This window comes from Lichenicoccus roseus, from assembly GCF_005844085.1.
Classification (GTDB): domain Bacteria; phylum Pseudomonadota; class Alphaproteobacteria; order Acetobacterales; family Acetobacteraceae; genus Lichenicoccus; species Lichenicoccus roseus.
This window is the reverse complement of sequence record NZ_VCDI01000007.1, coordinates 74983-100218: the sequence shown is the minus strand read 5'-3', so window position 1 is coordinate 100218 and position 25236 is coordinate 74983. Positions and strand designations below refer to the sequence as shown.

Annotated in this window: 25 protein-coding genes and 4 tRNA genes; 12 read left to right on the top strand and 17 right to left on the bottom strand. The window is 69.5% G+C overall.

Annotation, left to right across the window (positions count from 1 at the left end; all coding sequences use genetic code 11):
* The first annotated feature begins 7 nt into the window (after positions 1 to 7).
* The gene (locus FE263_RS17540) at positions 8 to 1012 is read left to right on the top strand and encodes a type 2 periplasmic-binding domain-containing protein (protein ID WP_138327335.1); all 1005 of its coding nucleotides are present in this window, start codon (positions 8 to 10) and stop codon (positions 1010 to 1012) included.
* A 99-nt stretch (positions 1013 to 1111) separates the two neighbouring features.
* Here FE263_RS17540 and FE263_RS22830 read toward each other — a convergent pair whose 3' ends face one another.
* Positions 1112 to 1798 (bottom strand): cold-shock protein, encoded by a 687-nt coding sequence (locus tag FE263_RS22830; protein ID WP_138327334.1) that lies wholly within the window; start codon positions 1796 to 1798, stop codon positions 1112 to 1114.
* Positions 1799 to 1990: 192 nt separating this feature from the next.
* Positions 1991 to 2956, bottom strand: coding sequence for an allantoinase PuuE (gene puuE, locus FE263_RS17530; RefSeq protein ID WP_138327333.1), 966 nt, complete (start codon positions 2954 to 2956; stop codon positions 1991 to 1993).
* A gap of 111 nt (positions 2957 to 3067) precedes the next feature.
* Here puuE and FE263_RS17525 point away from each other — a divergent pair, with 111 nt between their 5' ends.
* Both FE263_RS17525 and FE263_RS17520 read left to right on the top strand, forming a co-directional pair.
* Positions 3068 to 4099, top strand: a complete 1032-nt coding sequence (locus FE263_RS17525; RefSeq protein ID WP_138327411.1) for a lipid A deacylase LpxR family protein — start codon at positions 3068 to 3070, stop codon at positions 4097 to 4099.
* Between the two features lie 79 nt (positions 4100 to 4178).
* Positions 4179 to 4550: a hypothetical protein gene (locus FE263_RS17520; RefSeq protein ID WP_138327332.1), complete on the top strand. Its 372-nt coding sequence runs from the start codon at positions 4179 to 4181 to the stop codon at positions 4548 to 4550.
* Positions 4551 to 4583: 33 nt separating this feature from the next.
* Here the strand turns inward: FE263_RS17520 and FE263_RS17515 are convergent, their stop codons facing one another.
* The 11 genes from FE263_RS17515 to FE263_RS17465 form a co-directional block, all read right to left on the bottom strand.
* Entirely contained in the window at positions 4584 to 6389 is a 1806-nt protein-coding gene (locus FE263_RS17515; RefSeq protein ID WP_138327331.1) for a putative bifunctional diguanylate cyclase/phosphodiesterase, read from the bottom strand.
* 156 nt (positions 6390 to 6545) lie between these two features.
* Entirely contained in the window at positions 6546 to 7028 is a 483-nt protein-coding gene (locus FE263_RS17510; RefSeq protein WP_138327330.1) for a DUF488 domain-containing protein, read from the bottom strand.
* 22 nt (positions 7029 to 7050) lie between these two features.
* Entirely contained in the window at positions 7051 to 7527 is a 477-nt protein-coding gene (locus tag FE263_RS17505; RefSeq protein WP_138327329.1) for an FKBP-type peptidyl-prolyl cis-trans isomerase, read from the bottom strand.
* Between the two features lie 65 nt (positions 7528 to 7592).
* Positions 7593 to 8813, bottom strand: coding sequence for a multidrug effflux MFS transporter (locus tag FE263_RS17500; RefSeq protein WP_240759845.1), 1221 nt, complete (start codon positions 8811 to 8813; stop codon positions 7593 to 7595).
* A 119-nt stretch (positions 8814 to 8932) separates the two neighbouring features.
* Positions 8933 to 9232, bottom strand: a complete 300-nt coding sequence (locus FE263_RS17495; RefSeq protein ID WP_138327327.1) for a hypothetical protein — start codon at positions 9230 to 9232, stop codon at positions 8933 to 8935.
* Positions 9233 to 9347: 115 nt separating this feature from the next.
* Positions 9348 to 9424 (bottom strand) — tRNA-Arg (locus FE263_RS17490).
* Positions 9425 to 9463: 39 nt separating this feature from the next.
* On the bottom strand, positions 9464 to 9769 hold the full coding sequence (locus FE263_RS17485; protein WP_138327326.1) for an ETC complex I subunit: 306 nt from the start codon (positions 9767 to 9769) through the stop codon (positions 9464 to 9466).
* A 40-nt stretch (positions 9770 to 9809) separates the two neighbouring features.
* Positions 9810 to 9886, bottom strand: a tRNA-Pro gene (locus FE263_RS17480).
* A 68-nt stretch (positions 9887 to 9954) separates the two neighbouring features.
* Positions 9955 to 10440, bottom strand: coding sequence for a xanthine phosphoribosyltransferase (gene gpt / locus FE263_RS17475; protein WP_138327325.1), 486 nt, complete (start codon positions 10438 to 10440; stop codon positions 9955 to 9957).
* A gap of 14 nt (positions 10441 to 10454) precedes the next feature.
* Positions 10455 to 10874 (bottom strand): tRNA-binding protein, encoded by a 420-nt coding sequence (locus tag FE263_RS17470; RefSeq protein WP_138327324.1) that lies wholly within the window; start codon positions 10872 to 10874, stop codon positions 10455 to 10457.
* Between the two features lie 98 nt (positions 10875 to 10972).
* Positions 10973 to 11048, bottom strand: a tRNA-Asn gene (locus FE263_RS17465).
* Between the two features lie 202 nt (positions 11049 to 11250).
* Between FE263_RS17465 and FE263_RS17460 the strand changes: the two genes are divergently transcribed.
* The 3 genes from FE263_RS17460 to FE263_RS17450 all read left to right on the top strand — a co-directional run bounded on the left by FE263_RS17460 (position 11251) and on the right by FE263_RS17450 (position 13330).
* Complete coding sequence (locus FE263_RS17460) at positions 11251 to 12291, top strand: ABC transporter substrate-binding protein (protein WP_171034179.1); 1041 nt, start codon at positions 11251 to 11253, stop codon at positions 12289 to 12291.
* 185 nt (positions 12292 to 12476) lie between these two features.
* Positions 12477 to 13187 (top strand): phosphoadenylyl-sulfate reductase, encoded by a 711-nt coding sequence (locus tag FE263_RS17455; RefSeq protein ID WP_138327322.1) that lies wholly within the window; start codon positions 12477 to 12479, stop codon positions 13185 to 13187.
* A gap of 59 nt (positions 13188 to 13246) precedes the next feature.
* Positions 13247 to 13330 (top strand) — tRNA-Leu (locus tag FE263_RS17450).
* A 29-nt stretch (positions 13331 to 13359) separates the two neighbouring features.
* Here the strand turns inward: FE263_RS17450 and FE263_RS17445 are convergent.
* The gene (locus FE263_RS17445) at positions 13360 to 15720 is read right to left on the bottom strand and encodes a helicase-related protein (protein ID WP_138327321.1); all 2361 of its coding nucleotides are present in this window, start codon (positions 15718 to 15720) and stop codon (positions 13360 to 13362) included.
* A gap of 136 nt (positions 15721 to 15856) precedes the next feature.
* On the opposite strand from FE263_RS17445, the gene FE263_RS17440 reads away from it, so the two are divergent.
* Genes FE263_RS17440 through FE263_RS17425 form a run of 4 tightly spaced genes read left to right on the top strand, consistent with a single transcriptional unit; the run spans position 15857 to position 19866 of the window.
* The gene (locus FE263_RS17440) at positions 15857 to 17065 is read left to right on the top strand and encodes a phosphoserine transaminase (protein WP_138327320.1); all 1209 of its coding nucleotides are present in this window, start codon (positions 15857 to 15859) and stop codon (positions 17063 to 17065) included.
* Positions 17062 to 18225: an ATP phosphoribosyltransferase regulatory subunit gene (locus tag FE263_RS17435; protein WP_138327319.1), complete on the top strand. Its 1164-nt coding sequence runs from the start codon at positions 17062 to 17064 to the stop codon at positions 18223 to 18225. Before FE263_RS17440 ends, FE263_RS17435 begins: the two co-directional genes overlap by 4 nt.
* A gap of 2 nt (positions 18226 to 18227) precedes the next feature.
* Positions 18228 to 19517, top strand: a complete 1290-nt coding sequence (locus FE263_RS17430; protein ID WP_138327318.1) for an adenylosuccinate synthase — start codon at positions 18228 to 18230, stop codon at positions 19515 to 19517.
* A gap of 4 nt (positions 19518 to 19521) precedes the next feature.
* Positions 19522 to 19866 (top strand): antibiotic biosynthesis monooxygenase family protein, encoded by a 345-nt coding sequence (locus tag FE263_RS17425; RefSeq protein ID WP_205880429.1) that lies wholly within the window; start codon positions 19522 to 19524, stop codon positions 19864 to 19866.
* A gap of 6 nt (positions 19867 to 19872) precedes the next feature.
* On the opposite strand, the gene rbsK is transcribed toward FE263_RS17425, so the two are convergent.
* Both rbsK and deoC read right to left on the bottom strand, forming a co-directional pair.
* Positions 19873 to 20811 carry a ribokinase gene (gene rbsK, locus FE263_RS17420; RefSeq protein WP_138327317.1) on the bottom strand — a complete coding sequence of 313 codons (939 nt, stop codon included), beginning with the start codon at positions 20809 to 20811 and terminating at the stop codon, positions 19873 to 19875.
* 22 nt (positions 20812 to 20833) lie between these two features.
* Positions 20834 to 21526 carry a deoxyribose-phosphate aldolase gene (deoC, locus tag FE263_RS17415; RefSeq protein ID WP_138327316.1) on the bottom strand — a complete coding sequence of 231 codons (693 nt, stop codon included), beginning with the start codon at positions 21524 to 21526 and terminating at the stop codon, positions 20834 to 20836.
* A 159-nt stretch (positions 21527 to 21685) separates the two neighbouring features.
* Between deoC and FE263_RS17410 the strand changes: the two genes are divergently transcribed.
* Positions 21686 to 23659 (top strand): serine/threonine-protein kinase, encoded by a 1974-nt coding sequence (locus FE263_RS17410; protein ID WP_138327315.1) that lies wholly within the window; start codon positions 21686 to 21688, stop codon positions 23657 to 23659.
* 49 nt (positions 23660 to 23708) lie between these two features.
* Positions 23709 to 24170: a hypothetical protein gene (locus FE263_RS17405; protein WP_138327314.1), complete on the top strand. Its 462-nt coding sequence runs from the start codon at positions 23709 to 23711 to the stop codon at positions 24168 to 24170.
* 78 nt (positions 24171 to 24248) lie between these two features.
* Here FE263_RS17405 and rpoH read toward each other — a convergent pair whose 3' ends face one another.
* Positions 24249 to 25151: an RNA polymerase sigma factor RpoH gene (rpoH, locus tag FE263_RS17400; RefSeq protein WP_171034178.1), complete on the bottom strand. Its 903-nt coding sequence runs from the start codon at positions 25149 to 25151 to the stop codon at positions 24249 to 24251.
* Between the last annotated feature and the right edge of the window lie 85 nt (positions 25152 to 25236).

The following is a 25236-nucleotide window of genomic DNA, read 5'->3' as shown; positions in this document are numbered from 1 at the left end:
CTGTGTCATGGCCGCCCTGCTCGTCGGGGCGGCCATTACTTTTTCGTCTCCTGCAGGCGCGACGACAGCGCGCACCATCGACATGGTCCGGAGGGCGGGACATCTGTCCTGCGCGATCATCGTCGAGCAGGAGGACTTCACCAAATCCGACAGCCATGGCGACCTGTCCGGCTTCGCGGCACCATTCTGCGGCGCGGTGGCCGCCGCCGTGCTGGGTGATCCGCACAGGACGCAGCTGAAAGGCTATCCGGACGAGGGACATGCGCTGGCCGCGCTGCACGACCGGGACGTAGACCTCGTGGTCGGCGTGACCCCGGATGCGACCGCCGCCCTGCTCCGCCATCTGCGCTTCGGACCGTCCATCTTCATGGACGGGCAGGGCTTCCTGGTGAACAGGCGACTGGGCTTCCGCGCGCCCGCCGACCTGGCAGGCCACATGGTCTGCTACATCTCCGGAACCCCGTACGACGACGGAATTGCCGACTGGTCCACGCGACGCCACGTTGCCATCCGCAACGATCCCTACCAGGAGATCGGCGAGATGGAGGCCGCCCTGACCACGGGCCACTGCGAAGCCATCACCTCGAGCGTCTCGTCGCTTGCCGGGATGCGAGCAGGGTTCCACGGCATGCGCGACCAGTTCGAGATCCTGCCGGAAATGATCTCGATCGATCCGGTCGCACCGGCGACGCGGGATGACGATCCGGCCTGGACCGCCGCGGTGAGCGACGTCGTCGCGTCGCTGGTGCAGGCGGAGCAGAAGGGCGTCATCCGGGATGAGCAGGGCCGGCTTGCCGGCGACCCGGCTGCGACCGCGGAGCTCTCGGCACCGACGCCGGGGCTCGTCAGCCTGCTGGGGTTGCAGGACGGCTGGGCGGCCCGTGCCGTGGCGGCGTCCGGCAACTACGGCCAGATCTTCGCGGCAAGGGCGGGTGCGGCAAGCCCGCTGCGGCTGCCGCCCGGCCTCAACGCGCTGTGGAACAACGGTGGCCTGATCGACGGCATTCGCTGAACAGCAGAACGCCCTGCCATCGATGATGGCAGGGCGTCTGTGTTGTCGGCTGGGACGCCCACCCTGATTGGGCGGGCGAAGCTGCGGCCGGTGTCGTGTTCAGGCGAGGCTGATCGCGGCGGCTTCCGGACCCTTCTGGCCCTGGACTACCTGCACGCGGGTCGACTGGCCCTCGTTCAGGCTCGACAGGCCGGAGCGCTCGAGTGCCGAGGCATGGACGAAGATGTCCTTGCCGCCGGTGTCCGGGGTGATGAAGCCGAAGCCCTTGGTGGCGTTGTACCACTTGACGATGCCACGGACTTCCTCGGCCTGCGAAAGGTCGGGCGTGCTGCGGCCGCCACGGAAGGCGCCGCCCGTGCGCGGGGCGCCGAAGCCGCCGGGTGCCGCCGAACGCGGGCGCTCCGGCTGCGCGGTGCTCTCGTCGACCGACAGGACCTCCGCAACCTGGCGGCCCTTGGGACCCTGGCCGATACGGACGCCGAGCGTAGCACCTGGGCTGACGCTGTCATGGCCGGACTGGGTGAGCGCATTGGCGTGCAGGAAGACATCGCCGGAGCCATCCGACAACTCGACGAAGCCGAAGCCCTTCTCGCTGTTGAACCACTTGACGCTGGCGCTGAGCTCCGGACCCGACGCGATGACCTGGGAGCCGCCGCCGCCGCCGCCCATCGGGCGACGTGCTGGAGGACCGCCGCGATCGGTAAAGGTCGGCGCGGGCACGAAATCGTCGTCAAATCCGCCGCGGCGCGGGGAGCGGGGGCTGCGGTCGGTCCTGTTACTTCTCAACGGTCGTAATCCTGGGATCTAAGGGATGCTTGTCCGCGGCAAGAGGCTGCGGGCGCACCATGTGGAGGCGGTTTACTTCGTGACTGCCTAATCTTGGGAAGGCGTCGCACCATGCCATAGCACGGTCAGCACTGCATTGCAGACCGCGATCCATCACGTGATCGTGTTGAATTTGCACGGCTGGGTTGTCATCTATGTCTGTCCTTGTTGCAAGGTTGCATCACGCGCTATCGCCGAGGCCAAGGGTTGCACCCTGTGGGGATGCATCTCGTGCCAGTGCCGCGCGATATCGATGCGGCGCGCGATCCACACGCGCTCGTGCCGCTGCACATGGTCGAGGAACCGCGCCAGCGCCATCGCGCGGCCGGGACGTCCGGCCAGGCGGCAATGCAGGCCGATCGAAAGCATTTTCGGAGCGGTCTCGCCTTCCGCATAGAGCATGTCGAAGCTGTCGCGCAGATAGGCGAAGAAGTCGTCGCCGCTGGCGAAACCGGCGGGGCTGGCGAACCGCATGTCGTTGGCCTCCAGCGTGTAGGGGATCACCAGCTGCGGCCTGGCCCCGGGGCGCTCGACATCCCAGTAGGGCAGGTCGTCGGCATAGCTGTCCGACCAGTACAGGAAGCCGCCCTCCGCATGCACCAGGCTACGGGTGTTCGGGCTGCAGCGCCCCAGGTAGAAGCCGAGCGGCCGGCTGCCGAGGATGCGCGTGTGGACCTCGATGGCCTGCCGCAGATCATACTGTTCGCGGCCACGCTCGACGTTCTGGTAGTCGATCCAGCGGTAGCCGTGCGATGCCACCTCGTGCCCGGCCTCTGCCATGGCGATCGCCACCTCGGGCAGGCGCTCGATCGCCATCCCGTTGGCGTAGCTGGTGAAATGCAGCCCGCGCCCGGCGAACAGCCGGAGCAGCCGCCATACGCCGGCGCGGCTGCCATATTCGTACAGGCTCTCCATGTTCGGATGCCGGGCACCCGGCAGCGGCGTGGCCGGCACGATGTCCGACAGGAAGGCCTCGGAAGCGCCGTCCCCGTGCAGGATGCAAGATTCCGCGCCCTCCTCGTAATTGACCACGAATTGCACCGCGATCCGCGCCTCTCCTGGCCAGCGCGGATGCGGGGGAGTGCGACCGTAACCACGCAGGTCGCGCGGATACGGCATGGCGGATCGGAGCGGGGGTTTGCTCAGGTGGATGAACCTCTTAGAAAAGGGTCCGGCCGCACGTGACCGCCCGGCCGGACGATGAGCCAGGAATACCGTATAGTGAGCATCATGACGCGTCGCTTTGCCAATCTTCTTGGTTCCCGCCTGCTGGGATCCGGCCTGGCAGGCCTGGGTGCCGCCGCCGCGCTGTCCGGCCCCGCCGCGGCCACGCCGCTGCAGGATCCGTACGGCACCTGGACCATCCAGGGCGAGAACGATGCGGTCTCGACCCAGAAGGGCACGTCGGACCAGTACTACACCAGTGGCCTCCGGATCGGCTGGACCTCCGGCACCGACAACCAGCCGCCGGCGATCTCCAACCTCAACCGGCTGATCTGGGGGGATGGCGTGCAGCGCATCGCGCTCGGCCTGCAGCAGTCGATCTTCACGCCGCGCCTGACGCAGATCAATCCGCCCGACCCTCGCGACCGGCCCTATGCCGGCGTGCTGCTGGCAACCGCCAACCTGATCAGCGACACCGACACCACGCGCAGCGTGTTCGGCCTGCAGGCCGGCGTGCTCGGCTCCTATGCGGGTGGCTATCAGGTGCAGAACGGCTTCCACAGCCTGATCGGCGATACTCCAAATCGCGGCTGGTCGCACCAGCTGCCGAACCAGCCGGTGCTGCAGCTGCAGGCGATGCGCACCTGGCGCTTCCCGGTGGTCGATGCCTACGGCATCTCGGTCGACCTGCTGCCGTCGGTCAGTGCCGCCGGCGGCGACTTCCGCACCTACGCCCAGGCCGGTGGTACCGTGCGCATCGGCCAGGGACTCGACTCCGACTTCGGCACGCCGCGCATCAGCCCGGGCATGGACGGCACCGATGCCTACAAGGCAACCCGCCCGTTCGCATGGTATGCATTCGCCGGCGTGGACGGACAGGCGGTCGCCTACGACGCCACCCTGCAAGGCAGCACGTTCCGCACCGGCGAGCCGCATGTCTCCAAGATCTGGGATGTCGGCGAATTCGAGGGTGGCCTTGCGCTGCTCTATCACGGCGTCCGGCTGGCCTACACGCAGACCTGGCAGACCCAGGAATTCAACGGCCAGCGCTCCGGCCTGTTCAACTTCGGCTCGGTCGTGCTGTCCGCCAAGTTCTGACCGATACCAATCGGCCGGCGGCTGCTCTAGGGTGGGGGACCCGCGCAGTCCATGGCGCGCGGACCCTGGGTCGGGAGTATTGGTTACGCGCTATAGCCTCAAGCGCAGGAACGGCAGGCCACCGGCCCGCGGCACCCGGCACGTCGTCCTCGTGCGCGTGTTCGCCTGCCTTTCGGCGGTCGCCCTGGTCGCTGCGTTCGCGATCGCGGCACTCCTGCCGCCGCAGATGAGCCTCGGCTCGATGCTGCTGGCGCTGGATCCCACCATGCTCGGCCGGCTGCACCTGTCCATCGCGCGCCACGCCTGGGAAGGGCTCTGGCGGCAGGGGCTGATGCCCTTCCTGCTGCGGCCGGCCTGGCTGACGCCGTTGATGACCGGCCTGGTCGCCGCCGGCATCGCCTACAGCCTCAACAACAGGCCGACCCGGCAGAGCACCCGGCGCAGCGGCTGAGCTGGTCGCCGGGGCGGGAAGTGCGGGCGCGACCTAGGCCTGGTCCATCGCCCTGACCGACCCGACCTGCCGGGGCAGGCGCGGGATCGGGCGGCCGATCAGGTAGCCCTGGATCTCCTCGCAGCCGTGGGCATCGAGGAAGGCCAGCTGTTCCTCGGTTTCCACACCTTCGGCGCAGCTGGTCATGCCGAGCGACTGCACCATCTGCAGCACGCCACGGGTGATCGCCTCGGCGCGGCGGTCGCGTCCGATCGCCTGCACGAACTGGCTGTCCAGCTTGACCTGGTCGAACGGGTAGGTGCCGAGCAGACCCAGGCAGGAATAGCCGGTGCCGAAGTCGTCGAGCGCCAGCCGCACACCCATGGCGCGCACCTGCGACAGTTCCCGCCGCGTCATGCCGTCGGAGCCGAACGGAACGCGCTCGGAGAGTTCGATCTGCAGCCGGGTCGGGTCGAGCCCGGTCTCGTCCAGCACCCGCCTGAGCAGCGACGGCAGCCGGTTGTGCGAAATCCACACCGGGGAGATGTTGACCGATACGCCGAGCGCCTGCTCCCAGGATGCCGCCTCGCGGCAGGCGGCGGCGAGCACCCAGCCATCCACCTGCTCGATGAGGCCGGCGGACTCCGCGCAGGAGATGAAGATGTCGGGCGAGATGTCGCCATAGCCGGGCCGGTGCCAGCGGGCCAGCGCCTCGAAGCTGACCACCTTCTCGCTCGCGGTGTCGATCACCGGCAGCCAGTTCAGGGTGAATTCGCCCTTCATGACCGCACGCTGCAGGTCCTGCTCGATGCCGGCGCTGAGCTCGTAGGTCTGCAGCAGGTTCGGCGTCGAGTGGATGTGCCTGCCGTCGCCCTGCCGCTTGGCATGGCTCAGCGCCGCCTCCGCACTGCGCAGCAGCCCTGCGCTGTCGAGCGCATCGGCCGGATAGCTGGCGATCCCCGCGGACGGCCGCAGCGGCACGTCGAGACCGTCCAGATGGGCGGGCTCGCGCAGCCGGTCCATCGCGCGCACCGCAACCGCCTCGATATCGGCCGCCGTGACACGGCCGCCGACCACCAGTGCGAAACCGCCGCCGCCGAGATGGGCGAGGAAGCCCGGGCTTGGAGTGACCGACTTCAGGCGCCCGGCGATCTGCTTGAGCGCCTGGTCCACGGCGCTGCGCCCATGCATCTCGTTGAGCTCGCCGAGGCGGCCGATGTCGATCCGCAGCACGCCGAAGCCGGGCGGCAGCGAGCTTGGATTGGCGCGCTCGGCGCCCTCCACCAGGCGGTCCAGCGCGCCCTCGAGGGCCTCGCGGCCGGGCAACGCGGTCACCGCCTCGGAACCGATCTCGGTGCGCACCTGGTGATGCTGGTCGAAGGCGAGCAGCGAGCCGGCGGCGCGGGCGAGGTCGGCCAGGATCGCAAGGCTCTCGCGGCCGAACCGGTGCGCCTTGTGGTCGAGCACGCAGAGCACGCCGATCGAGGCGCCGGAGGCGTCGCGCAGGGTCGCCCCGGCGTAGGCGCCGAAGCCGGCATGGCGCTCGTCCTCCGGGGACGCCAGGAATGCCGGATCGCGCTGCAGGTCGGCGATCTCCAGCGTCATCCGGCGCTGGCTGTCCATCTGGGTGCGTATGATCGAGATCGGCAGCGTCTCGCCGAGCGAGCGGCCGAACGCGCCACGGATCTGCAGGGCGCCATGCTCCTCGACCAGCACCAGGGCCAGCGGCACGTCCAGGCCACGCATCGCGACGCGTGCGAAAGCGCTGAAGGCGCTGTCCTCGCCTTCGCCGAGGATCTGGCCCGGACGCGGCAGGACGAGCCGCTCGCTGCTGATCTTGACCGGCGGCGGACGTGCCATGCTCAGGCTCCCGTTGCTGGCGCAAGGGTCGTGCCGTCGCGCACGCCGTCGGGAAGCAGATTGCCGTTCAGCACAGGTCGCTCCATCGCGGTCGGGTTCCTCACCCGTCTTCGTCAAAACGAGTCCGTTACAACCTCTATCGAGGCCGAGGCAATTTTATTTCACGATCGGCGATGCATGGAGATGCACCAGCGGCGCCAGACCGGCGTCGCTGCACAGCAGATCGCCGACCAGGGTGCGGTGGCAGTGCGCCGGATCACGCTCGAAGCAGAGCAGGCAGGCCCGCGTCTCGAGGGCGGCGGCGCGCGCTTCCGCCAGGGCGGCCTGCGGGCGGTCGCCCTGCATGTGCACGGCAAAGATGCGCTGCATCGCCAGGATGTCGCCGCGCCGCACGGCGTCCCGGCCCGGCTTCGGCGTGCCGAGCGGCTGCAGGTGCAGGTAGCCGATGCCGGCCTCGGCCAGCCCGCCGGCGAGGATGCGCTTGGAGAAGCCGGGCCGGCGCGAGGCGGCGATGGCCCTGACGTCGATCAGCAGCCTGGTGCCGGCGGCCAGCAGGGCGTCGCGAACCCCGTCGAAGCTGCAGGCCTCGTAGCCGATGGTGAAGATCGGCGCCGCGTCGGGAGGATCCGCCTCCGCCACGGATGAAGCCGCCGGATCGGGCTCAGCCGGCAGGGTGAACCGCGACCAGCTCGATCTTGAACACCAGGGGAGAATTCGGCGGGATCGGGCCGGCTCCGTTGGCGCCGTAGCCTAGCTTGCTCGGCACGTAGAGCATCCAGGTATCCCCGGGGCGCATCAGCCGCAGACCCTCCATCCAGCCCGGGATCAGGCCGTTGAAGGTCATCCGGGCCATGCCGCCCTGCTGTTCGGTGCTGTCGAAGGTAGCGCCGTCCGGCAGCTTGCCGTCGTAGTTCAGCACCAGCTGGTCACCGGGTGCCGGTGGCGTTCCGTGCGGATCGCCGGATTGCAGCACCTTGTATTCGAGGCCCGAAGGCAGCGTCTTGACGCCCGGCTGGCTCGCCATGTGGCGCATGAAGTCGTCGCCGTCGTCCGCGCGGGCCGCGCCGCCCGGGCCGGTTGCCAGGCAGGCCGTCAGGGCCAGGACGGCGCCGATCGCAGGCAGGGGGGCAGATCGCATAGGCACTCCGATACTCAGTACGGCGGATATCACCATGCGTCCGACCGCTTCACAAGCAGGCGGCTTCATCCTCCGACAAGCGTGTCCGAACGAGCGTTGCGCCGGGAGCCGCGACGGGCGCGCCGGGGACGCTGGCGGTCGCACAGCAGCGTGCCGATCGCGCCAAGCACCATCAGCGCCGCCATCGGCACCGGGCTGCCGCGGCCGATCTCGCCGACCAGCACCGTGCTGAAGGCGCCGATGAAGAACACCGTCGTGCCATACAGGGCGGATGCGCTGCCCGCCTCGGCGGCATGCGGCAGCAGGCAGCCGATGGCGGCTCCCGGCAGCACGAAGCCGAGTGCCGTCATGCAGGCCATCATGCAGAGCGTCAAAGCCAGCGGCGTATCGATGCCGGTGAGCGTCAGCACCAGCATGGCGGACGTGGTGACGGCCAGGGCGCATGCACCCGCGGTCAGCACCGGGCCGGGACGATACCGCCGCACGGCGCGGGCATTCACCTGGACGCCGATGATGTAGCCGGTGGCGTTGGAGATGAAGACGCTGCCGAAAAGCGTCGGCGACAGGTGGTAGGTGCCCAGGAATACGGTGGGCGCGCCGCCCAGGAAGGCAAACAGGCTGAAGGTGCCGCAGCCACCCTCGAGGGCGTGGTAGCGGAAGACCCGGTCGCGCCAGACCTTGCGGTAGCGCAGCAGCGTCGGCACCAGGCTGAGCGTCACGTGACGCTCGGGCAGCAGGGTATCCGGCAGGTAGCGCCAGATCAGCAGGCTGCAGAGCACGCCGTAGAAGGCCGCGACCCAGAAGATCGCCTCCCAGCCGAGGTGCTCCGCGATGAAGCCGCCGGCTGTCGGCGCAAGGATCGGCACCACGCCCATCACCAGGGTGAGCCGGCCGATCAGTCGGGCGGCCTCGACGCCGTTCAGCACCATGTCGCGGATCACCGCGCGCGGGATCACCAGGCTGGCGGCGCCACCGAAGGCCGCCACCAGGCGCCAGCAGGACAGGATGGTCATCGACGGCGCCATCGCGCAGCCGATCGAGGCGATCGTGTAGAGCGCGGTGCCGAGCAGCAGTGGCACCCTGCGGCCGTAATGGTCGGAGAGCGGTCCATGGGTGATCTGGCCGACCGAGAGGCCGAGGAACCATGCCGCCAGGGTGATCTGCGCCTCGCCAGGCCGCGCCATCAGCTCCGCCTTCATGGCGGGGAAGGCGGGCAGATACATGTCGGTCGAGATCGGGCCGACCGCGGTCAGCAGCGCCAGCAGCACGATAATCAGGCCGGGCATCCTGGGCTTCATCGGCGTCTGGCACTCATCTGCCCGTGGCGGTGCGTCAGGTCATCCTGATCAGCCGCCGCAGGGTCGATGTCAACGCAGCAGGGGAGGCTCCGGTCGAAACAGCTGCGCTACGAAGCCGGCTCGATGGCCTCGCGCTCGACGGCCGGGGACCCTGCGGCCGGGAGGCATTGCCGCGTCGTCCGGAGCTGGTCGTCGGCAGATCTCGCTGTCTCCGCGACCGATGCCATCAGCTCGGCGAGCTTCGCCACCTCGTCGCGCCAGGCCGCGACCGCGACGCGCTGCTCCTCGAGGCGCCGCTCCAGCATCCGGACGGCAGCCAGCAGCCGGGCCTGCGGAGGAACCGGAATTCGCACGATGGCGGCCGATGGCAGGGCGTGCTCGGCGGAGGGTAGGGAGGGTCGCTGCATGTCGTGACGATCCAGTGCTGAGCGCTGGATCGAAAATGACATCGCACACGAAAATCGCAACAGCAGTTCGCTGCGTTGACGGAATAGTATGCCGTGGTGCGATAAGATGCGGCGATGGCGCGCCCTGGTGGATTCGAACCACCGACCCATAGCTTAGAAGGCTATTGCTCTATCCAACTGAGCTAAGGGCGCGCAGGCCAAGGCTTTGCACTTCAGCCAGGGGTATGTCGGTCAGTGGGTCCAGTTCTGCAGGCGATCGCTGCGGAAATTGTCCGCATAGGCCTTCGGCTTGCGGACCCGTGCCACCGGCAGTTCGAGATCGTAGGCGATCCCCTCGCGCTGTGCGTAGGCAACCGCCTCCTCCTGCGAGGGAAACTTCAGGCGAAGCTGGCTGCGCATGTCGCCGCTGCCGAACCAACCCATAAGCGGATCCTGCAGGCGCTGCTCGGATTGGCCGTATTCCAGCACCCAGTCATGCGTATTGGCCTGGCCGGACTGCATCGATGTCTTGGGCTGCCTGTAGATACGGGCACGCATGATGTTCGAACCTCCAACGTCGCCAGGGCGGAAGGACCGCTGGTCGGGGCGGCCGGACTCGAACCGGCGGCCTCGTGTACCCAAAACACGCGCGCTACCAGGCTGCGCCACGCCCCGCTGACGGTCCGGACCCTATTGTTCCCGGGCAGCCAAGGCAAGCAGGGCTGGCCGGTTCCAGCAAAACTTCAGGTCGCGGTGTCCGGCCTGGACCGCGCCAGGGGCGGCACGAACAGCGGCGCGGTGTCCCACGGGAACAGGATCCAGGTCTCCTGCGGCACCTCGACGACGAACTTGTCGGTGCTCGGCCGCCCGGACGGCTTGGCGTACAGGCAAGCGAAATAGGCTTTCGGCAGCAGGCGGCGGACCAGCTGGGCGGTGACCCCGGAATCCACCAGGTCGTCGATGATCAGGAAGCCCTCGCCGTCGCCCGCCGCCACCGGCATCTTGATGACGCGGGGTTCGGACTGGTGTTCCTCGTCGTAGGACACCACGGAAATGCTCTCGATCAGCCGGCAGTCCAGCTCGCGCCCGATGATCGCGGCCGGGATTAGGCCGCCGCGGGTGATCGCGACGATGCCCTGCCAAGGTCCGAGCGGCATAAGGGCGGCGGCGAGTTGCCGCGCGTCGCGATGCAGCTGGTCCCAGGTCACGGTGGCGTAGCTGACGGCCATCGGTCAGGCCTCCTTCAGAACAGCCGGCCGCCGTCCGGGACCTTGTGGTCCGGCCGTATCAGTACGACCTCGCCCTTGCTGTCCGGCATGCCGAGGGTGAGGACCTCGCTAACGAAGGGTCCGATCTGCCTCGGGGGCAGGTTGACAACGGCGCAGACCTGCCGGCCGATAAGCTGGTCCGGCGTGTAGTGACGCGTCACCTGGGCCGAGGATCGTCTGATACCGAACGCCGGTCCGAAATCGATCCAGAGCCGGATCGCCGGCTTGCGTGCCTCGGGAAACGGCTTGGCGTCCGCAACCGTTCCGACGCGGATGTCGACGGCGTTGAAGTCGTCGGCGGTGATCACCGGAGCGGTTGCGGCCGCAGGCGGTGTGTCGCCGGGGGCGGGCTCGCTGCCGCGCGGATCCGACGACTCGGGGGAGGTGCCACTCATGCAACCTTCTGGCCGATCACAGGCATCTTGCCAAGGCGCGAAGCCGGCGTGTCACCGGCGCAGCGGGCGTTGCCGGGCGGCGTGCGATCGGGCGGAGCTGGCTCCCGGAGTAGGACTCGAACCTACGACCGAGCGATTAACAGTCGCTTGCTCTACCAACTGAGCTATCCGGGAACGGCGGTCGCTCGTATAGCGATGCGGCAACGGGACGTAAAGCCCCGCCGGCCACTGCTCGTCCGGCTTGGGCAAGCTTTGCCGGATGCGGCATCCGCGAGCGCCGGACGGCGTTGGCGTGCGGCTTGCGCCGGGCTCGATGCTCCGATGTGCGGCACGATTTGGCCGCGACGGGCGGGCAAGGCGCAGACAGGAAGCGAAGATGGCCGATCGACCAGGTCCCGAGGCACTCTCGCGCCGGATGCTGCTGACCGCCGGCGGCGCCGGGATCGCGGTCGGCGCCGGCTTGGTCGTGCGCAACCAGATCCGTCATCCGCACAAGAACAAGAAGGTGACCCCGGACGGGCGCCCGCGCCACCTGACCCTGGCCGCCGCCAATCCTGGCCGCGATCCGGTCCTGCTGGCGGCGCGCGACCAGGGCCTGTTCGATCGCTACAAGCTGGAGATCGCCTATGCCGGGCCGGTGCGCTCCGGACGCGACGCGCTGAACCAGATCCAGAGCGGGGAAGCGGATGCCGCGGTCGCAGCGGCGCTGTCCTGGCTGCCCCGGCTGCAGGGCGGGCTGCCGGCGCGGCTGGTCTGCGGCCTGCAGGCGGGCAGTTCGCGCCTGCTGGTTGCCCGCCATTCCCCGTTCCATCGCATCGAGGACCTGCACCGGCATGTGATCGGGATCACCAACCTCGACAGCCCCGACCGGCTGTTCTTCTCGATCATGATGCGGCGCAAGGGAATGGACCCGAACCGCGACGTCGAGTGGCGCCAGCTGCCAGCCGACGGGCTCGGGCTCGCCCTTGCGGAGGGACATGTCCAGGCGGTGGTGGGGCATGACCCGGCGATCTGGATGCTGCGCGACGGCCTGCATCTGGACGAGCTCGCGTCCTCGATGTCCGGCAGCTACAGCGTCCGGGTGAGCCGCGTGCTCGGGCTGCGCAGCGCGGTGCTGCAGGCCGATCCGGTGGCGGCGGTGGCGCTGACCATGGCGATGCAGGACGCGGCACGATGGGTCGGCGCCCACCCGCAGCAGACCGCGGCGCTGCTGGCGGCGGAAAGCCCCGCGATCACCGAGGAACAGTTCGACCGCATGCTGAGGAGCGAGGGCCGCGCCGTGCATCCTGTCGGCAATGATCTACGTGATCAGGTCGCGGAATACATGGACGAGCTGAAGCTGATTGGCCTCACCCCTGAAAGTCTTGATTCTACGGCTTTCGCACGTGATGTGACGGCGGACACGCTGAAGGCTTGAGGCCGCCGCGAGCGACATCTGACGCGGATCTGCGTCCCTGCCGCCACAAAAACACAATGCTGCCTTGTTGGTCGGATCAAACCCTGTTCGGCGAACGTATGTTCGTTATGTTCGTGCAGGTCTGGAGGGTGGTTCCGATCGTTATGGCGTCAGTGATCGATCAGCATGCGGCGGATGCCGGGCAGATGATCTCCGCGGACGTGGATGACACGCTCGCGTATCTGCGGGCGCTCGAGCGTCGGGGCGGCAACGGGCGGGACGTGATGGCCGAGGCGTTGACCGGGACGCTGGCCGGGCGACTGGCCGTGGTGTCCTCGTTCGGTGCGGAGTCCGCGGTGCTGCTTGCCCTGGTGGCCGAGATCGCGCCGGCAACCCCTGTGCTGTTCCTCGAGACACGGAAGCATTTCCCGGAGACCCTGGCCTATCGTGACGGGCTTGCTGCTTATCTCGGCCTCACCGATGTGCGTGACGTCGCACCGGCGCCGGCCGAGCTGCGCCGGCGCGATCCAGGCGGCGAGCTGTGGCAGTTCGACCCCGATGCGTGCTGCGCGTTGCGCAAGGTCGAGCCGCTGGAGCAGGTGCTGTTGCCATTCGATGGCTGGATCACCGGCCGCAAGCGCTTCCAGGCCGCCACCCGTGCCAGGCTGCCCTTCGTCGAAGCGGAAACCGGCCGGCTGAAGCTGAACCCGCTCGCCGACTGGGATGCGGTTGCGGTGCGGCAGGAGTTCGAGCGTCGCCAGTTGCCGCGCCATCCGCTGGTGGCCGCCGGATATCGCTCGATCGGCTGTGCGGTGTGCACGCGAGCCGTCGGTGTCGGCGAGGACAGCCGGGCCGGGCGGTGGTCGGGCTCCGCCAAGGTCGAATGCGGCATCCACCAGGTGCCCGCGCCGGCCTGACCGCCCGGGTCGCTCGACCACTGGTCAGGACAGTGCCGATTGATTATCAGGAACCCGCTGGCCGAGTGGTGGAATGGTAGACGCGGACGACTCAAAATCGTCTGCCGAGAGGCGTGTCGGTTCGAGTCCGACCTCGGCCACCAGATGATCCGTTGCAGGCAGGGACAGTGCTTCAGCCGTCCTTGCCCCGGCGCTGCTGTCGCAGCACGTCCTCGATCCAGGCATTCAGCCGCAGGGTCGCGTTTTCCGCATCCTGGCGGGCCGGGTAGGCTTCGGGAAACCGCAGCGCCAGCCAGCGCCAGGCGACCAGCCGCTTGTGCCGCTTCTCGGCCTTCTCAAGTTCCTCGCGTGAGGCGCGCTCCGGCGACGGCAGCTTGCCGATGCCGGGCGGGATCACCGGCCGGCCGGCGGCATGCTCGGCAGCCCAGGCGGCGAGGCGGGTGATGCCGTTGTCGCGCTCGTCGATCGGGCACATCGCGTAGGTCCAGCGCTGGGTCAGGTCGAGGCCGGAGATGCCTTCCAGGGCGGAGGCGACGGCAAAGGCCTGGCCCATGTCCGACAGCCGGTAGTTCGGGTCGTCGCGGCGCAGCACCGCCCGGCGGATGCGGACCAGCACGCCGAACAGGCTGTCCGAACCGATCTCGGCGGCCACCGCGCGGACGATGTCGGCGTCCGGCTGCACCAGCGGACGCAGCTCCGCCTGCGGCGCCGGGGGTGCCGCCAGCATCGAGCGCACGAAGCCCGGGCTGCCGGCGCCGGCCAGCACCGCCACCACGCCCGCCTCGTGCATGCCGAAGCGACCGGCGCGCCCGCCGATCTGCTTGACCTCCTGCGCGGTGAGGTCGCGGCTCATGGTGCCGTCGAACTTCCGCAGCGCCGCGAACACGATGCGGCGGATGTTGAGGTTCAGTCCCATGCCGATGGCATCGGTGGCGACCAGGATCTCGGCGTCGCCGCTGTTGAAGCGCGCCGCCTCGGCCCGGCGCACCTCCGGGCTCAGCGCGCCGTAGACGACCGCGACACGCCGCCCGCGTGCCAGCAGGGAAGCCCGCAGATCGAGCACGTCGCGGCGCGAGAAGGCGATCAGCGCGTCGCCGCGCTGCAGGTGGGCGAGCTTCACCGCATCGTCGGCGGCGACCAGCGGCCCCTTGCGCTCAAGCGTGATCTCGTCGACCGGGTCGTCGCACAGAGCGGCGATGCGTCGCACCATCGGGATGCAATCGGGCGCGCCGAGCACGAACAGGTGCCGCGCCGGGGCACCCATGATGGCGGCGGTCCACGCGGCGCCGCGGTCGGGATCGTGCAGCATCTGCGCCTCGTCGACGATGGCGACGTCGACCGGGTTGTGCAGCGGGCACATCTCGACGGTGGCGGCGAGGTGCCGGCTGCCCGGCACCGGGATGCGCTCCTCGCCGGTGGAAAGCGAGCAGGGAACGCCACGGGCGCCGAGCGCCTCGCGGAACTCGTGCGCCAGCAGCCGCAGCGGGGCCAGCGCCATGCCGCTCTCGGCGCGCGACAGCATGTCCAGCGCGGTGTGCGACTTGCCGCTGTTGGTCGGCCCGGTGACCAGGGTGATGCGGCGCGACAGTGCGCGGGCGGTGCGGAAGTGGGCGGCGTAGCGGTCGAGCGCCGCGATGCGCGCGATGGCGGCGTTGCCGATGCGTATGCCGGTCTGCGTCGAACGGCCTTGCCGCTCCGGCGCCGGGCGGGTCGTACCGGCCTCGGCGGCGAGCTGCTCGCGCAGACGCTTCAGGTCGGCGGGATCGAACTCCCAGTGCTCGACGCCGTCGCGGGTGACACGGCGGGCCACCGGCAGGCGATTCTCCGCCACCAGGCGCAGCGCCCCGGCACGGTCGAGGTCGAGCAGGGCCGGGACCTCAGCAAAGGCGACCAGGCTCCGTTCCCAGTCGCGCAGGCGCTGCAGCTCCTCGCGCCGCCGCCGGCGGGCAGCCGCCTCGACCGCCTCGCGCTCGGTGCGCCGCTGCAACTCGGAGCGGGTGGCGGCCTCGGTGAAGTCGAGCGCCGCGCCCGGGTCGCTGCCGAAGGCGTCGGCGATCTCGCGCGCCAGCATGGCGTGCTGCGACGGCGACAGCACCCGGCCGGCGGCATCGAACAGGTCGGCGACGATCAGCTCAAGCGCCGCCTCCGGCGTATCGGCGGTGGCGCGGTAGCGGGTGGCGAGGATCGGCTCCAGGGCGGCGCCAAGGGCATCGTCGCCGGCGTCCGGATCGCTGATCAGCTCGGCGGCGAGCTGCGCGTCGGCGCGCCCGATCCAGAGCCGGCTGCCGCGCTGGGCACGGTCGATCAGGCGGGACGCCCAGCCCTTGCGGCGCACTTCGCACAAGGCCGCGCGTACGGTCTCGCGGCTGGAATGGTGTTCACCCGCGAGGGGGCTGCCGGGCGGCAAGCGGCGCGCCACCAGGCGGATCAGCCGTGGCAGCTCGCGGCTCTGCACCGCGAAGCCGGCTTCGTCGATGGCAATCTCGGCGGGCGATCGGCCCTGGTGCAACTCGGTCTGTTCGGCGAAGGTCATGGCCTTCTAATGAAGCACCAGGACGGCCAGCGCCAACCATCGCTCCATGCAATGCCGCGGTTGCGGTGGATTCCCCTGGCGCGGCGGCTGCACTACGGTGCGCGCCGATCTCCCCTCTGCCGTATCGAGACCGCCCATGCACCCCGTGCCGAAGCCTCTCCTGCGCCCGGTCAACCCGCGCTTCGGATCGGGGCCGTGCGCCAAGCGGCCGGGCTGGAGCCTGGACGCGCTGCAGGACGCGTTCCTCGGGCGCAGCCATCGCTCGCCGGATGGCCGGGCACGGCTTGACGCGGTCATAACGCGCTCCCGCGCACTGCTCGGCATGCCGCAGGACTGGCGCCTCGGCATCGTGCCGGGATCGGATACCGGTGCGGTCGAGATGGTGCTGTGGTCGCTGCTCGGCCCGCGCCCGGTGGATGTGCTCGCCTTCGAGAGCTTCTCCGCCACCTGGGCGAACGACATCGTGGCGCAACTGGCGCTGCCGGATGCGCGCGTGCTGGAGGCGGAATACGGTGCATTGCCGCCGCTGGACGCCATCGACTGGTCGCGCGACGTGGTGTTCGCCTGGAACGGCACCACCTCCGGCGTGTGCTTTCCGGAAGCCGGTGCGATCCCGGCGGTGCATGAGGGTCTGGCGATCTGCGACGCCACCTCGGCGGCCTTCGCGATGCGGCTGCCCTGGGACCGCCTCGATGTGGTGACCTGGTCCTGGCAGAAGGTGCTCGGCGGCGAGGCGGCGCATGGCATGCTGGCGCTGTCGCCGCGTGCGGTGGCCCGGCTGGAGGGCGCGCCGCCGCCGCGACCGCTGCCGAAGCTGTTCCGGCTGACCGCGAAGGGGCGCCTGATCGAGGGCATCTTCGCCGGCGACACCATCAACACGCCGTCGATGCTGTGCACCGAGGACGCGCTGGACGGGCTGCGCTGGGCCGAGCGCATCGGTGGCCTGGACGCGCTGGTAGCCCGCAGCGGCGCCAATCTCGCCGCCATCGCCGCCTGGGTGGATCGCTCCGGCTGGGCCGCTTTCCTGGCAAGCAAGCCGGAGACGCGCTCCAGCACCTCGATCTGCCTGCGCATCGTCGCACCCTGGTTCGTGGCGCTGCCCGAGACCACGCAGGCGAAGGCGGCAAGGCACCTGACCGGTCTTGTCGAGGCGGAGCGGGCCGGCTTCGACATCGCGAGCTATCGCGACGCGCCGCCCGGCCTGCGCCTGTGGGGCGGCGCCACCGTGGAGACCGCCGACATCGAGGCGCTGCTACCCTGGCTCGACTGGGCCGAGGCCGAGACTCGCATGGCGTTTGCCGGCGAGACGCACGGGTCTCCGGCTGCTAAGAGCGCGTCCGCATGAGCGACGACCTGCCCCCCAACCCGGCCCTGCTGCCCGCCGGCCTGCGCGACCTGCTGCCGCCCGACGCCGAGACCGAGGCGCTGTCGGTCGAGCAGCTGATGGCGGTGTTCGCCTCGCACGGCTACGAGCGGGTCAAGCCGCCGCTGCTGGAGTTCGAGGACAGCCTGCTTTCGGGTTCGGGGGCGGCGGTCGCCGAGCAGACCTTCCGGCTGATGGATCCCTCGACCCGCCGCATGATGGGCCTGCGTCCGGACATGACGCCGCAGGTGGCCCGAATCGCGGCGACCCGGCTGATAAACGCGTCGCGGCCGCTGCGGCTGTCCTATGCCGGCGCCTGCATCCAGGTGCAGGGCGGCACCCTGGTCGCCGACCGGCAGATCTCGCAGGCCGGCATCGAGCTGATCGGGCCGGACCAGCCGGAAGCCGATGCCGAGGTGATCGCGGTCGCTTCGCAGGCGCTGGCCTCGCTCGGGCTGACCCGGGTCAGCTTCGACCTGACGCTGCCGCAGCTGGCGCCGATGCTGATCGAGGAGGCCGGCATACCGGCAGCGCATCGCCCCGAGCTGATGCGCGCCCTCGACCGCAAGAACGCCGCCGAGGTGAGCCATCACGGCGGTGCACTGGCGCCGCTGCTGAACGAGCTGCTGCTCGCAGCGGGGCCAGCTGCGCGTGCGCTGCAGGTGCTGCAGGCCGCCAGCCTGACGCCGGCAGCGCGGTTGCTGGTCGACCGGCTCGAGGCCAGCGTGGCGGCCATCCTGGCGCGAGCGCCGGGGTTGCGGCTGACCATCGACCCGATCGAGTTCCGCGGCTGGCGCTACCATACCGGCCTGTGCGTGACGGTGTATGCGCCGGGCCGGCACGAGGAGCTCGGACGTGGCGGGCGCTACCTGAGCGGTGGCGACGAGCCGGCCTGCGGGCTGACGTTGCGTCCCGAGGCGCTGCTGCGCGCCGCACCCGGGCGCGCCGCCCGCCCGCGTGTCCTGCTGCCGCCGGACGTAGACGCGACGCTGGCGCAGTCGCTGCGGCAGGCGGGCTATGCCACGGTGGCGTCGCTGTCGCCGCACGCCGAGCTCGCCGCGGAAGCGGTGCGGCTGGGTTGTTCCCATGTCCTGCGCGGCGGCGAGGCCGTAGCGGTGGTTCCTTCGTCTTCTGGAGACTGAGCATGTCGAACGTCACGGTGATCGGGGCGCAGTGGGGCGACGAGGGCAAGGGCAAGATCGTCGACTGGCTCGCCAGCCGCGCCGACATCGTGGTGCGTTTCCAGGGCGGCCATAATGCCGGCCATACGCTGGTGGTCGGCAACCAGACCTACAAGCTCTCGCTGCTGCCGAGCGGCCTGGTGCGCGGCAAGACCGGGCTGATCGGCAACGGCGTGGTGATCGATCCGCAGGCCCTGCTCGCCGAGATCGAACGGGTGCGCGCGCAGGGGCTCGATGTTTCCCCCGCCAGCCTGCGCATCGCCGAGAACGCGACGCTGATCCTGCCGGTGCATGGCGCCATCGACCGCGCCCGCGAGCTGGCCCGTGGAGAGCGCAAGATCGGCACCACCGGACGCGGCATCGGGCCGGCCTACGAGGACAAGGTGGCGCGCCGGGCGATCCGTGTCTGCGATCTTGCGGAGCCCGAGACGCTCGACTGGAAACTCGACGAGCTGCTGCTGCACCACAACACGCTGCTGCAGGGGCTGGGCGCGCCGCCATTCACCAAGCAGGAGCTGATGGACTGGCTGCTGGACCTGGCGCCGCGCATCCTGCCGTTCGCGGCACGGGTCTGGGAGCTGCTCGACGAGGCGCGGCGGGCCGGGCGGCGCATCCTGTTCGAGGGCGCGCAGGCGGTGATGCTCGATGTCGATCACGGCACCTATCCGTTCGTGACCAGCAGCAACACGGTGGCGGCCAACGCCGGAACCGGCAGCGGCGTAGGTCCGGCCGCGATCGGCTTCGTGCTCGGCATCGCCAAGGCCTATTGCACGCGTGTCGGCGCCGGGCCGTTTCCCACCGAGCTGTTCGACGAGACCGGCCGGCTGCTCGGCGAGCGCGGCCACGAGTTCGGCACGGTGACCGGCCGGCCGCGCCGCTGCGGCTGGTTCGACGCGGTGCTGGTGCGCAGCGCGGTCCGCGTCGGCGGCGTCGATGGCCTCGCCTTGACCAAGCTCGACGTGCTCGACGGTCTCGACGAGATCAGGATCTGCACCGGCTACACGCTTGATGGCGTGACGGTGCGTCACCTGCCGGCGGCCCCGGCGGCGTCGTTGCGCGTGCAGCCGGTGTTCGAGACGATGCCCGGGTGGAAGGAAACCACGCGTGGCGCGCGTTCGTATGCCGACCTGCCGGCGCAGGCCATCAAGTATGTCCGGCGCATCGAGGAACTGGTCGAGGCGCCGGTGACCCTGCTCTCCACCAGCCCGGAGCGCGACGACACCATCCTCGTGCGCGATCCGTTCGAAGGCTGATCACGTGATCCAGATCAGCGAAGGCGCCGACATCCTCACCATAATCCAGGTGTTCACGGTAGAGCCGCAGGACCAGCAGGAGCTCATCGACCTGCTGTCGGAGGGCTACGGAAGTTCGTTGTCGCGCGCGCCGGGTTTCCTGTCCTGCGGCCTGCATCGCGGCGTCGATGGCGACAAGGTGACGCTCTATGCGCAGTGGCGCAGCGAGGCGGACTACGAGGCGATGCTCAACGATGCGTCGCTGCCCGCCATCCTGTACCGGGCGCTGACGATCTCGACCTTCGAGCCGGGGCGCTACGAGGTGATGCAGACTTTCAGGCCGGCGCGTGGCGCGGCCGGCCCGGCCTGATCTACGCTAGCTGCGGCCGCCTTCGAGCGTGTTGCAGAACAGGGCGAACTCGGCGGCGGTGGCGAACGAATTCTGCGTCCCCGGCCGGGTGACCGCGTCGGCGGCGTAGCGCGCTGCCTGGCGCAGGGCCGTGAGTTTGTCATGTCCGCCGACATAATGATGCGCGAAGGCGCCGATGAAGGCGTCGCCGGCGCCGGTGGTGTCGACCGCCCGTACGGCAACCGGAGCGATGTGATGGATGCCGCCCGGTTCGACCAGCAACGCACCGTCGGCGCCGAGCGTTACGATCACCGCGCCTATGCCCCGCTCGAGCAGCGTGCGCGCTGCCTGCCCGGCCTCGTCCGCGGTACGCGTCGGCAGGCCGGTCAGGATGGCAAGCTCGGTCTGGTTCGGGGCGAAGAAACTGACACCCGCGATGCGGTCCATCGAAAGCCCGGGCGTCGCCGGCGCCGGGTTTAGCAGCACCGGAACCTTGTTCGCCCGACCGAATTCGATCGCCGCATAGACTGTTCGCAACGGTACTTCGAGTTGCAGCAGGATCAGCCCGCAGCCACGAAGATCATCCGCGGCGTTCTCGACATCCTCCGGCGCCAGCGCATCGTTGGCGCCCTTGACGATCAGGATACGGTTCTCGCCGTTCGGCTCCACGAAGATCGGGGCGACCCCGCTGGACAGGCCGGGGACGATGCGAACGTGGCGCGCATCGATGCCTGCAGCCGCAAGGCTGCTCTGCGTATTGCGGCCGAACAGGTCGTCGCCGACGCAGGTCACCATCAGCACGTCGCTGCCGAGCTTCGCCGCGGCGACCGCCTGGTTGGCGCCCTTGCCGCCGGGACCCATGGCGAAACGTGGGGCCGCCAGGGTCTCGCCCGCCTCCGGCATGCGATCAACGTAGGTCACCAGGTCGACCATGTTGCTGCCGATAACGCCGATGCGCCTGCTCATGGGGACCCTGCCGGTCTGGTGATCAATAGATGCCGGCGGGGATGCCGCCGGCCTGGCTCACGATGGCGACGCCCGAGCTGGTGCCGAGCCGCATTGCTCCGGCGGCGACCATCGCGCGCGCGGTGTCCAGGGTGCGCACGCCCCCCGAAGCCTTGACGCCCACGTCGGGTCCGACTGCGGCGCGCATGAGCGCCACGTCGGCGACGGTTGCGCCGCTTGACGAGAAACCGGTCGAGGTCTTGACGAAATCGGCGCCCGACTGTTTCGCGAGCCGGCAGGCCGTGCGCTTCTCGTCGTCATCGATCAGGCAGGTCTCGATGATGACCTTGAGAATGGCATCCGGGCAGGCCGCCCGTACTGCCGCGATGTCGGCGCCGACCACATCGTGCCGGCCCTCCTTCAGCGCGCCGATGTCGATCACCATGTCGATCTCGTCGGCGCCATCCGCCACCGCCTGTGCCGCCTCCGCCGCCTTGATGCGGCTGGTGGCGGCGCCGAGCGGAAAGCCGATCACCGAGCATGTGCGGACGTCGCTGCCGGCAAGGCCTGCCGCCACCAGCTTCACCCGGACCGGATTGATGCAGACCGACCGGAACCCGTGCAGCGTTGCCTCATCGCAGCAGGCGAGGACCTGCTCCGCGGTCGCATCCAACTTAAGGATGGTATGGTCGATCAGCCGGGCGAGTGCCGACGCATCCTGATCCGGTTCGGACATGCCTGGCGCTCCTTCCCGCTGGGCGGTCAACTTGGCCGTGATTGCCGGGTTCGTCAAAACCGGACCAGTCCGATGCGCACGTGGATCGAGCCTCTCCATCAAGGAAGTCTTAACCGGCGCAGGGCATGATCGCGGGGAGGCGGCGCAAGGGGGCGCAAGGTGAGCGGACAATCTGCCAGGCCGCCGCAGCCATCGGCCGGTCCGGTGCCGATTATCGCCGACCGCTACTTGGTCCTGGCGTCGGCGCCGCGAGGCGAGATCGGCGGCGTCAGCGCCTGCAAGGCAGAAGACAGGCGGGGGCTGTCGGGTGAGCTGCTGGCGCTGAAGGTGATGCGGGATGCGCCGTGCCGTCCGCGGCTGCCGGTCTACATCGACCTGCGTCACGAGGGCCTGCTGGCACCACTGGCGAGCGGCTTCATTGGCAACGACTACTGGATCATCGCACCGGCACCGGGCGGGCGGCCGATGACCTCGCTGGTCACACCCTGGATCGGCAATGCCCTGCTGACACATTTCCTGCGTCCGGCGGCGGCCGCACTCGAGCGGTTGCACGGCGTCGGCCTGACGCACCGCGCGATCAGGCCGGACAACGTCTTCCTGTCGGCGGGCGGTGGTGTCGTGCTCGGGCCGTGCTGGGCAGCACCGGCGGCGATGCACCAGCCACCGGCCTTCGAGCCCCCCGAGAGCCTGGTCTGCGCGCCGAATGCGCGCGGCCAGGGGACCGCCGCCGATGACGTGTATGCGCTCGGCGTGCTGCTGCTCGCGCTGTGGCGGCGCCGGCTGCCGATGGAGGGGTTGTCGACCCAGGACGTGCTGCGGAGCAAGCTCGAGCTCGGAAGCCACGCGGCTCTCACCGAGAACGAGAGGCTGCCGCAAGGCGTGCAGGAGATCCTGCGCGCGATGCTGGCCGAACAGCCGGCGGCGCGTCCGACCGCAAGCTCGCTGACCAGTCTCGACGGGATCCACGAGCGCCGCGTCATCCGGCGCACCATGCTGCGCAGCGGCCGGCCGATCGCGGTCGGGGAGCGGCCGGTCTGGAACTGCCGCAGCCTGGCGCTGGCGTGCGCGGACCAGCCGGCAGCCGGACTCGAGCTGCTCAGGCAGGGCACCATCGAGCAGTGGATCCGGCGCTATGCCGAGGATGCCGCGCTTGCCAGCCGCATCGCTGAATTGCGCAGCCTGGATGCGAAGTTCGAGAGGCGCAGCCCGGGCGTGGACGACGCCATGCTGATGCGCCTGGTTGCGGCACTCGATCCCGACGCACCGTTGTTCTGGCGTGGCTGGCTCTGGCCGGACGGGCTGGGCAGCCTGCTGGCCGCGCAGCTTGCCGCGAAGCCCGCAACCGATCGTCGCACCGCAGCCTCACTGGTCGAGGCCCTGATCGGCCGGGAGACGATAACGCGCTGGCTGAACCTGCAGGACAGCCGTTCGCATCATCTCGCCATCGCGATCCCGGCCCGGCTTGCGCGCGATGCGGCCGGGCTCGAGGCCGATGCGATGTTCCTGCTGGCCCTCTACGTGCTCAATCCTTTCCTGGCCTGTGCATCGCCGGTGTTCGCCGCCGTTCCGGCCGGGACGCAGGGCGACCTGATCCTGTCCCTCGAGCGGGGGCAGGCCTTGCCGGGCGCGCCGGGCCTGACGCTGGATGCCGACATCATGGCCTTCCTGTCGGCACGGGCCGAGGATGGCGGCCAACCGGTGCCGGAGAAGGACGAGCCGTTCGACCCGTCGCTGCGGGGGCTGATGGCATTGGCCCGGTGTCAGAAGCAGAGTGGCTGCGGCCCCGCGCCCAGGCTCGCGGCGGCCCTGTTGCAGTCCGTCCTGCCGATGCTTCAGGACTGGCCAGGCGCCAGCCGCCGGACCGCCCGGGAGGCGCAGGTGAGGGCGGCGGCAGACGGCGGCGATCTCGCTGCCATGCTCGGCCTGCTGACCGATCAGCCACAGCGGACACAGGACGCAGCGGAGCGCGAGGAGGCTATCGAGCTGGTGATCCGGCTGAGCCAGACGCTGAACGATGAAACCGTGGCGCTGCCGGAGCGGCAGGCGGTCGCGCGAAAGGCGGCGCAGGACACCGCGGCGGGTGCCGGGCTGGTATGCCTGATGGGCGTCCTGCTGCTGGAGATGCTGGCCTGATGGTCCGCCCCGGCGCCCTGGGCACCGCCTGGCTACGACCGGTCGCCTCATGAAGCGAAAGCCGTTGCCGGACAAGCAGGCCGCGAAGGCGGCCGGTTGGCGATGGTGGCAGGGAATGCTGTTCGGCATCCTGCTGATGGTGTCGCCGGGCGGCATGCTCCTGCTGATGGCGCTGGGCGCTCCGGTGTTGTTGTGTCTGGTATGCGAGACCGCACCGGGCCGTCCCCTGACCCGGACGGTGACGATCTTCACCCTTGCCGGCGCGATCGAGCCGGTGCGGTCGTTCCTGTTCAGCAGTCATACGCTGGCCGACAGCGTCGATGTGCTGGCCCGCATCGGCAGCCTGCCGCTGACCTGGACCGGTGCTGCAGCCGGCTGGCTGGTCAACGAGACGTCGTGCGTGGCTGCCGTATGGATGACGGATCTGCGTCTGGCGGGCCGCCGACGTGAGATAGAGGCGCGCCTGGCGGCATTGAGAACCGAGTGGAGCCTGCCGGCAACCGATCCCTGACGTCGCACCCTGGAATCGAAAGCGCCGCCTCATCGCTGAGACGGCGCCGCGAGCCTTGCTGCCGGATTAAGTAGTCGGTCAGGCGGCCTTCTCGCCCTGGCCATGATCGGACTGTCGCCTCGTCGTCACCTGGGTCCGCATCGCCTTCTGGAGCTTCTCGAACGCCCTTACCTCGATCTGCCGCACCCGCTCGCGCGAGATGCTGTACACTTGGGAGAGATCCTCGAGGGTGGCCGGCTCCTCTTTGAGGCGCCGCTCGATCAGGATATGACGCTCACGCTCGTTCAGGGTGCGCAGGGCCTCCCCGAGCAGCGCCTTGCGGCCGGAGAACTCCTCGCTTTCGGCGAGGACCTGCTCCTGGCTGTCACCCTCGTCGACGAGCCAATCCTGCCACTCGCCCTCGCTGTCCGCGCGTACCGGGGCGTTCAGGCTGTGATCCGGCGCAGCGAGGCGCCGGTTCATGTTCACCACATCCTGCTCGGACACGGAGAGCGAGCGCGCGATAACGCCGACCTGCTCGGGATGGAGATCGCCATCCTCGATCGCCTGCATCTGCCCCTTGAGGCGCCGCAGGTTGAAGAACAGCTTCTTCTGGGCGGCAGTGGTGCCCATCTTCACGAGCGACCAGCTGTGCAGGATGTATTCCTGAATGGCGGCGCGGATCCACCACATCGCGTAGGTCGCAAGACGGAAGCCACGCTCCGGGTCGAACCGCTTCACCGCCTGCATCATGCCGACGTTGCCTTCGCTGATCAGCTCGCTGATCGGCAGGCCATAGCCGCGGTAGCCCATTGCAATCTTGGCAACGAGACGCAAATGGGAAGTCACCAGCTTGTGCGCGGCGGCGGTGTCCTCGTGGTCACGCCAACGCTTGGAAAGAGCAAGTTCCTCCTCGGGAGCGAGCATCGGAAACTTGCGGATGTCCTGGAGGTACCGAGAGAGATTTCCCTCGGGACCCAGGTTTAGGACGGCAGAGGCCACGGCAAAGGCTCCTTTCGTCTGGCTGAAGCGAACCGGTGATGCCCATACGGCGCATCGAACGGCCAGTTTCGTCTGCAGTCAGCAT

Excerpts from the sequence above, each read along its gene's own strand:
- FE263_RS17460 (WP_171034179.1), top strand. The coding sequence starts at position 11,251 with ATGGCCGATCGACCAGGTCCCGAGGCACTCTCGCGCCGGATGCTGCTG.
- FE263_RS17515 (WP_138327331.1), bottom strand. The coding sequence starts at position 6,389 with ATGGCACGTCCGCCGCCGGTCAAGATCAGCAGCGAGCGGCTCGTCCTG.
- FE263_RS17435 (WP_138327319.1), top strand. The coding sequence starts at position 17,062 with ATGAGCGACGACCTGCCCCCCAACCCGGCCCTGCTGCCCGCCGGCCTG.
- FE263_RS17505 (WP_138327329.1), bottom strand. The coding sequence starts at position 7,527 with ATGCGATCTGCCCCCCTGCCTGCGATCGGCGCCGTCCTGGCCCTGACG.
- FE263_RS17455 (WP_138327322.1), top strand. The coding sequence starts at position 12,477 with ATGATCTCCGCGGACGTGGATGACACGCTCGCGTATCTGCGGGCGCTC.
- puuE (WP_138327333.1), bottom strand. The coding sequence starts at position 2,956 with ATGCCGTATCCGCGCGACCTGCGTGGTTACGGTCGCACTCCCCCGCAT.
- deoC (WP_138327316.1), bottom strand. The coding sequence starts at position 21,526 with ATGTCCGAACCGGATCAGGATGCGTCGGCACTCGCCCGGCTGATCGAC.
- FE263_RS17405 (WP_138327314.1), top strand. The coding sequence starts at position 23,709 with ATGAAGCGAAAGCCGTTGCCGGACAAGCAGGCCGCGAAGGCGGCCGGT.
- FE263_RS17540 (WP_138327335.1), top strand. The coding sequence starts at position 8 with ATGGCCGCCCTGCTCGTCGGGGCGGCCATTACTTTTTCGTCTCCTGCA.
- FE263_RS17485 (WP_138327326.1), bottom strand. The coding sequence starts at position 9,769 with ATGCGTGCCCGTATCTACAGGCAGCCCAAGACATCGATGCAGTCCGGC.
- FE263_RS17445 (WP_138327321.1), bottom strand. The coding sequence starts at position 15,720 with ATGACCTTCGCCGAACAGACCGAGTTGCACCAGGGCCGATCGCCCGCC.
- FE263_RS17470 (WP_138327324.1), bottom strand. The coding sequence starts at position 10,874 with ATGAGTGGCACCTCCCCCGAGTCGTCGGATCCGCGCGGCAGCGAGCCC.
- FE263_RS17495 (WP_138327327.1), bottom strand. The coding sequence starts at position 9,232 with ATGCAGCGACCCTCCCTACCCTCCGCCGAGCACGCCCTGCCATCGGCC.
- FE263_RS17500 (WP_240759845.1), bottom strand. The coding sequence starts at position 8,813 with ATGCCCGGCCTGATTATCGTGCTGCTGGCGCTGCTGACCGCGGTCGGC.
- FE263_RS17430 (WP_138327318.1), top strand. The coding sequence starts at position 18,228 with ATGTCGAACGTCACGGTGATCGGGGCGCAGTGGGGCGACGAGGGCAAG.
- gpt (WP_138327325.1), bottom strand. The coding sequence starts at position 10,440 with ATGGCCGTCAGCTACGCCACCGTGACCTGGGACCAGCTGCATCGCGAC.
- rbsK (WP_138327317.1), bottom strand. The coding sequence starts at position 20,811 with ATGAGCAGGCGCATCGGCGTTATCGGCAGCAACATGGTCGACCTGGTG.
- FE263_RS17440 (WP_138327320.1), top strand. The coding sequence starts at position 15,857 with ATGCACCCCGTGCCGAAGCCTCTCCTGCGCCCGGTCAACCCGCGCTTC.
- FE263_RS17525 (WP_138327411.1), top strand. The coding sequence starts at position 3,068 with ATGACGCGTCGCTTTGCCAATCTTCTTGGTTCCCGCCTGCTGGGATCC.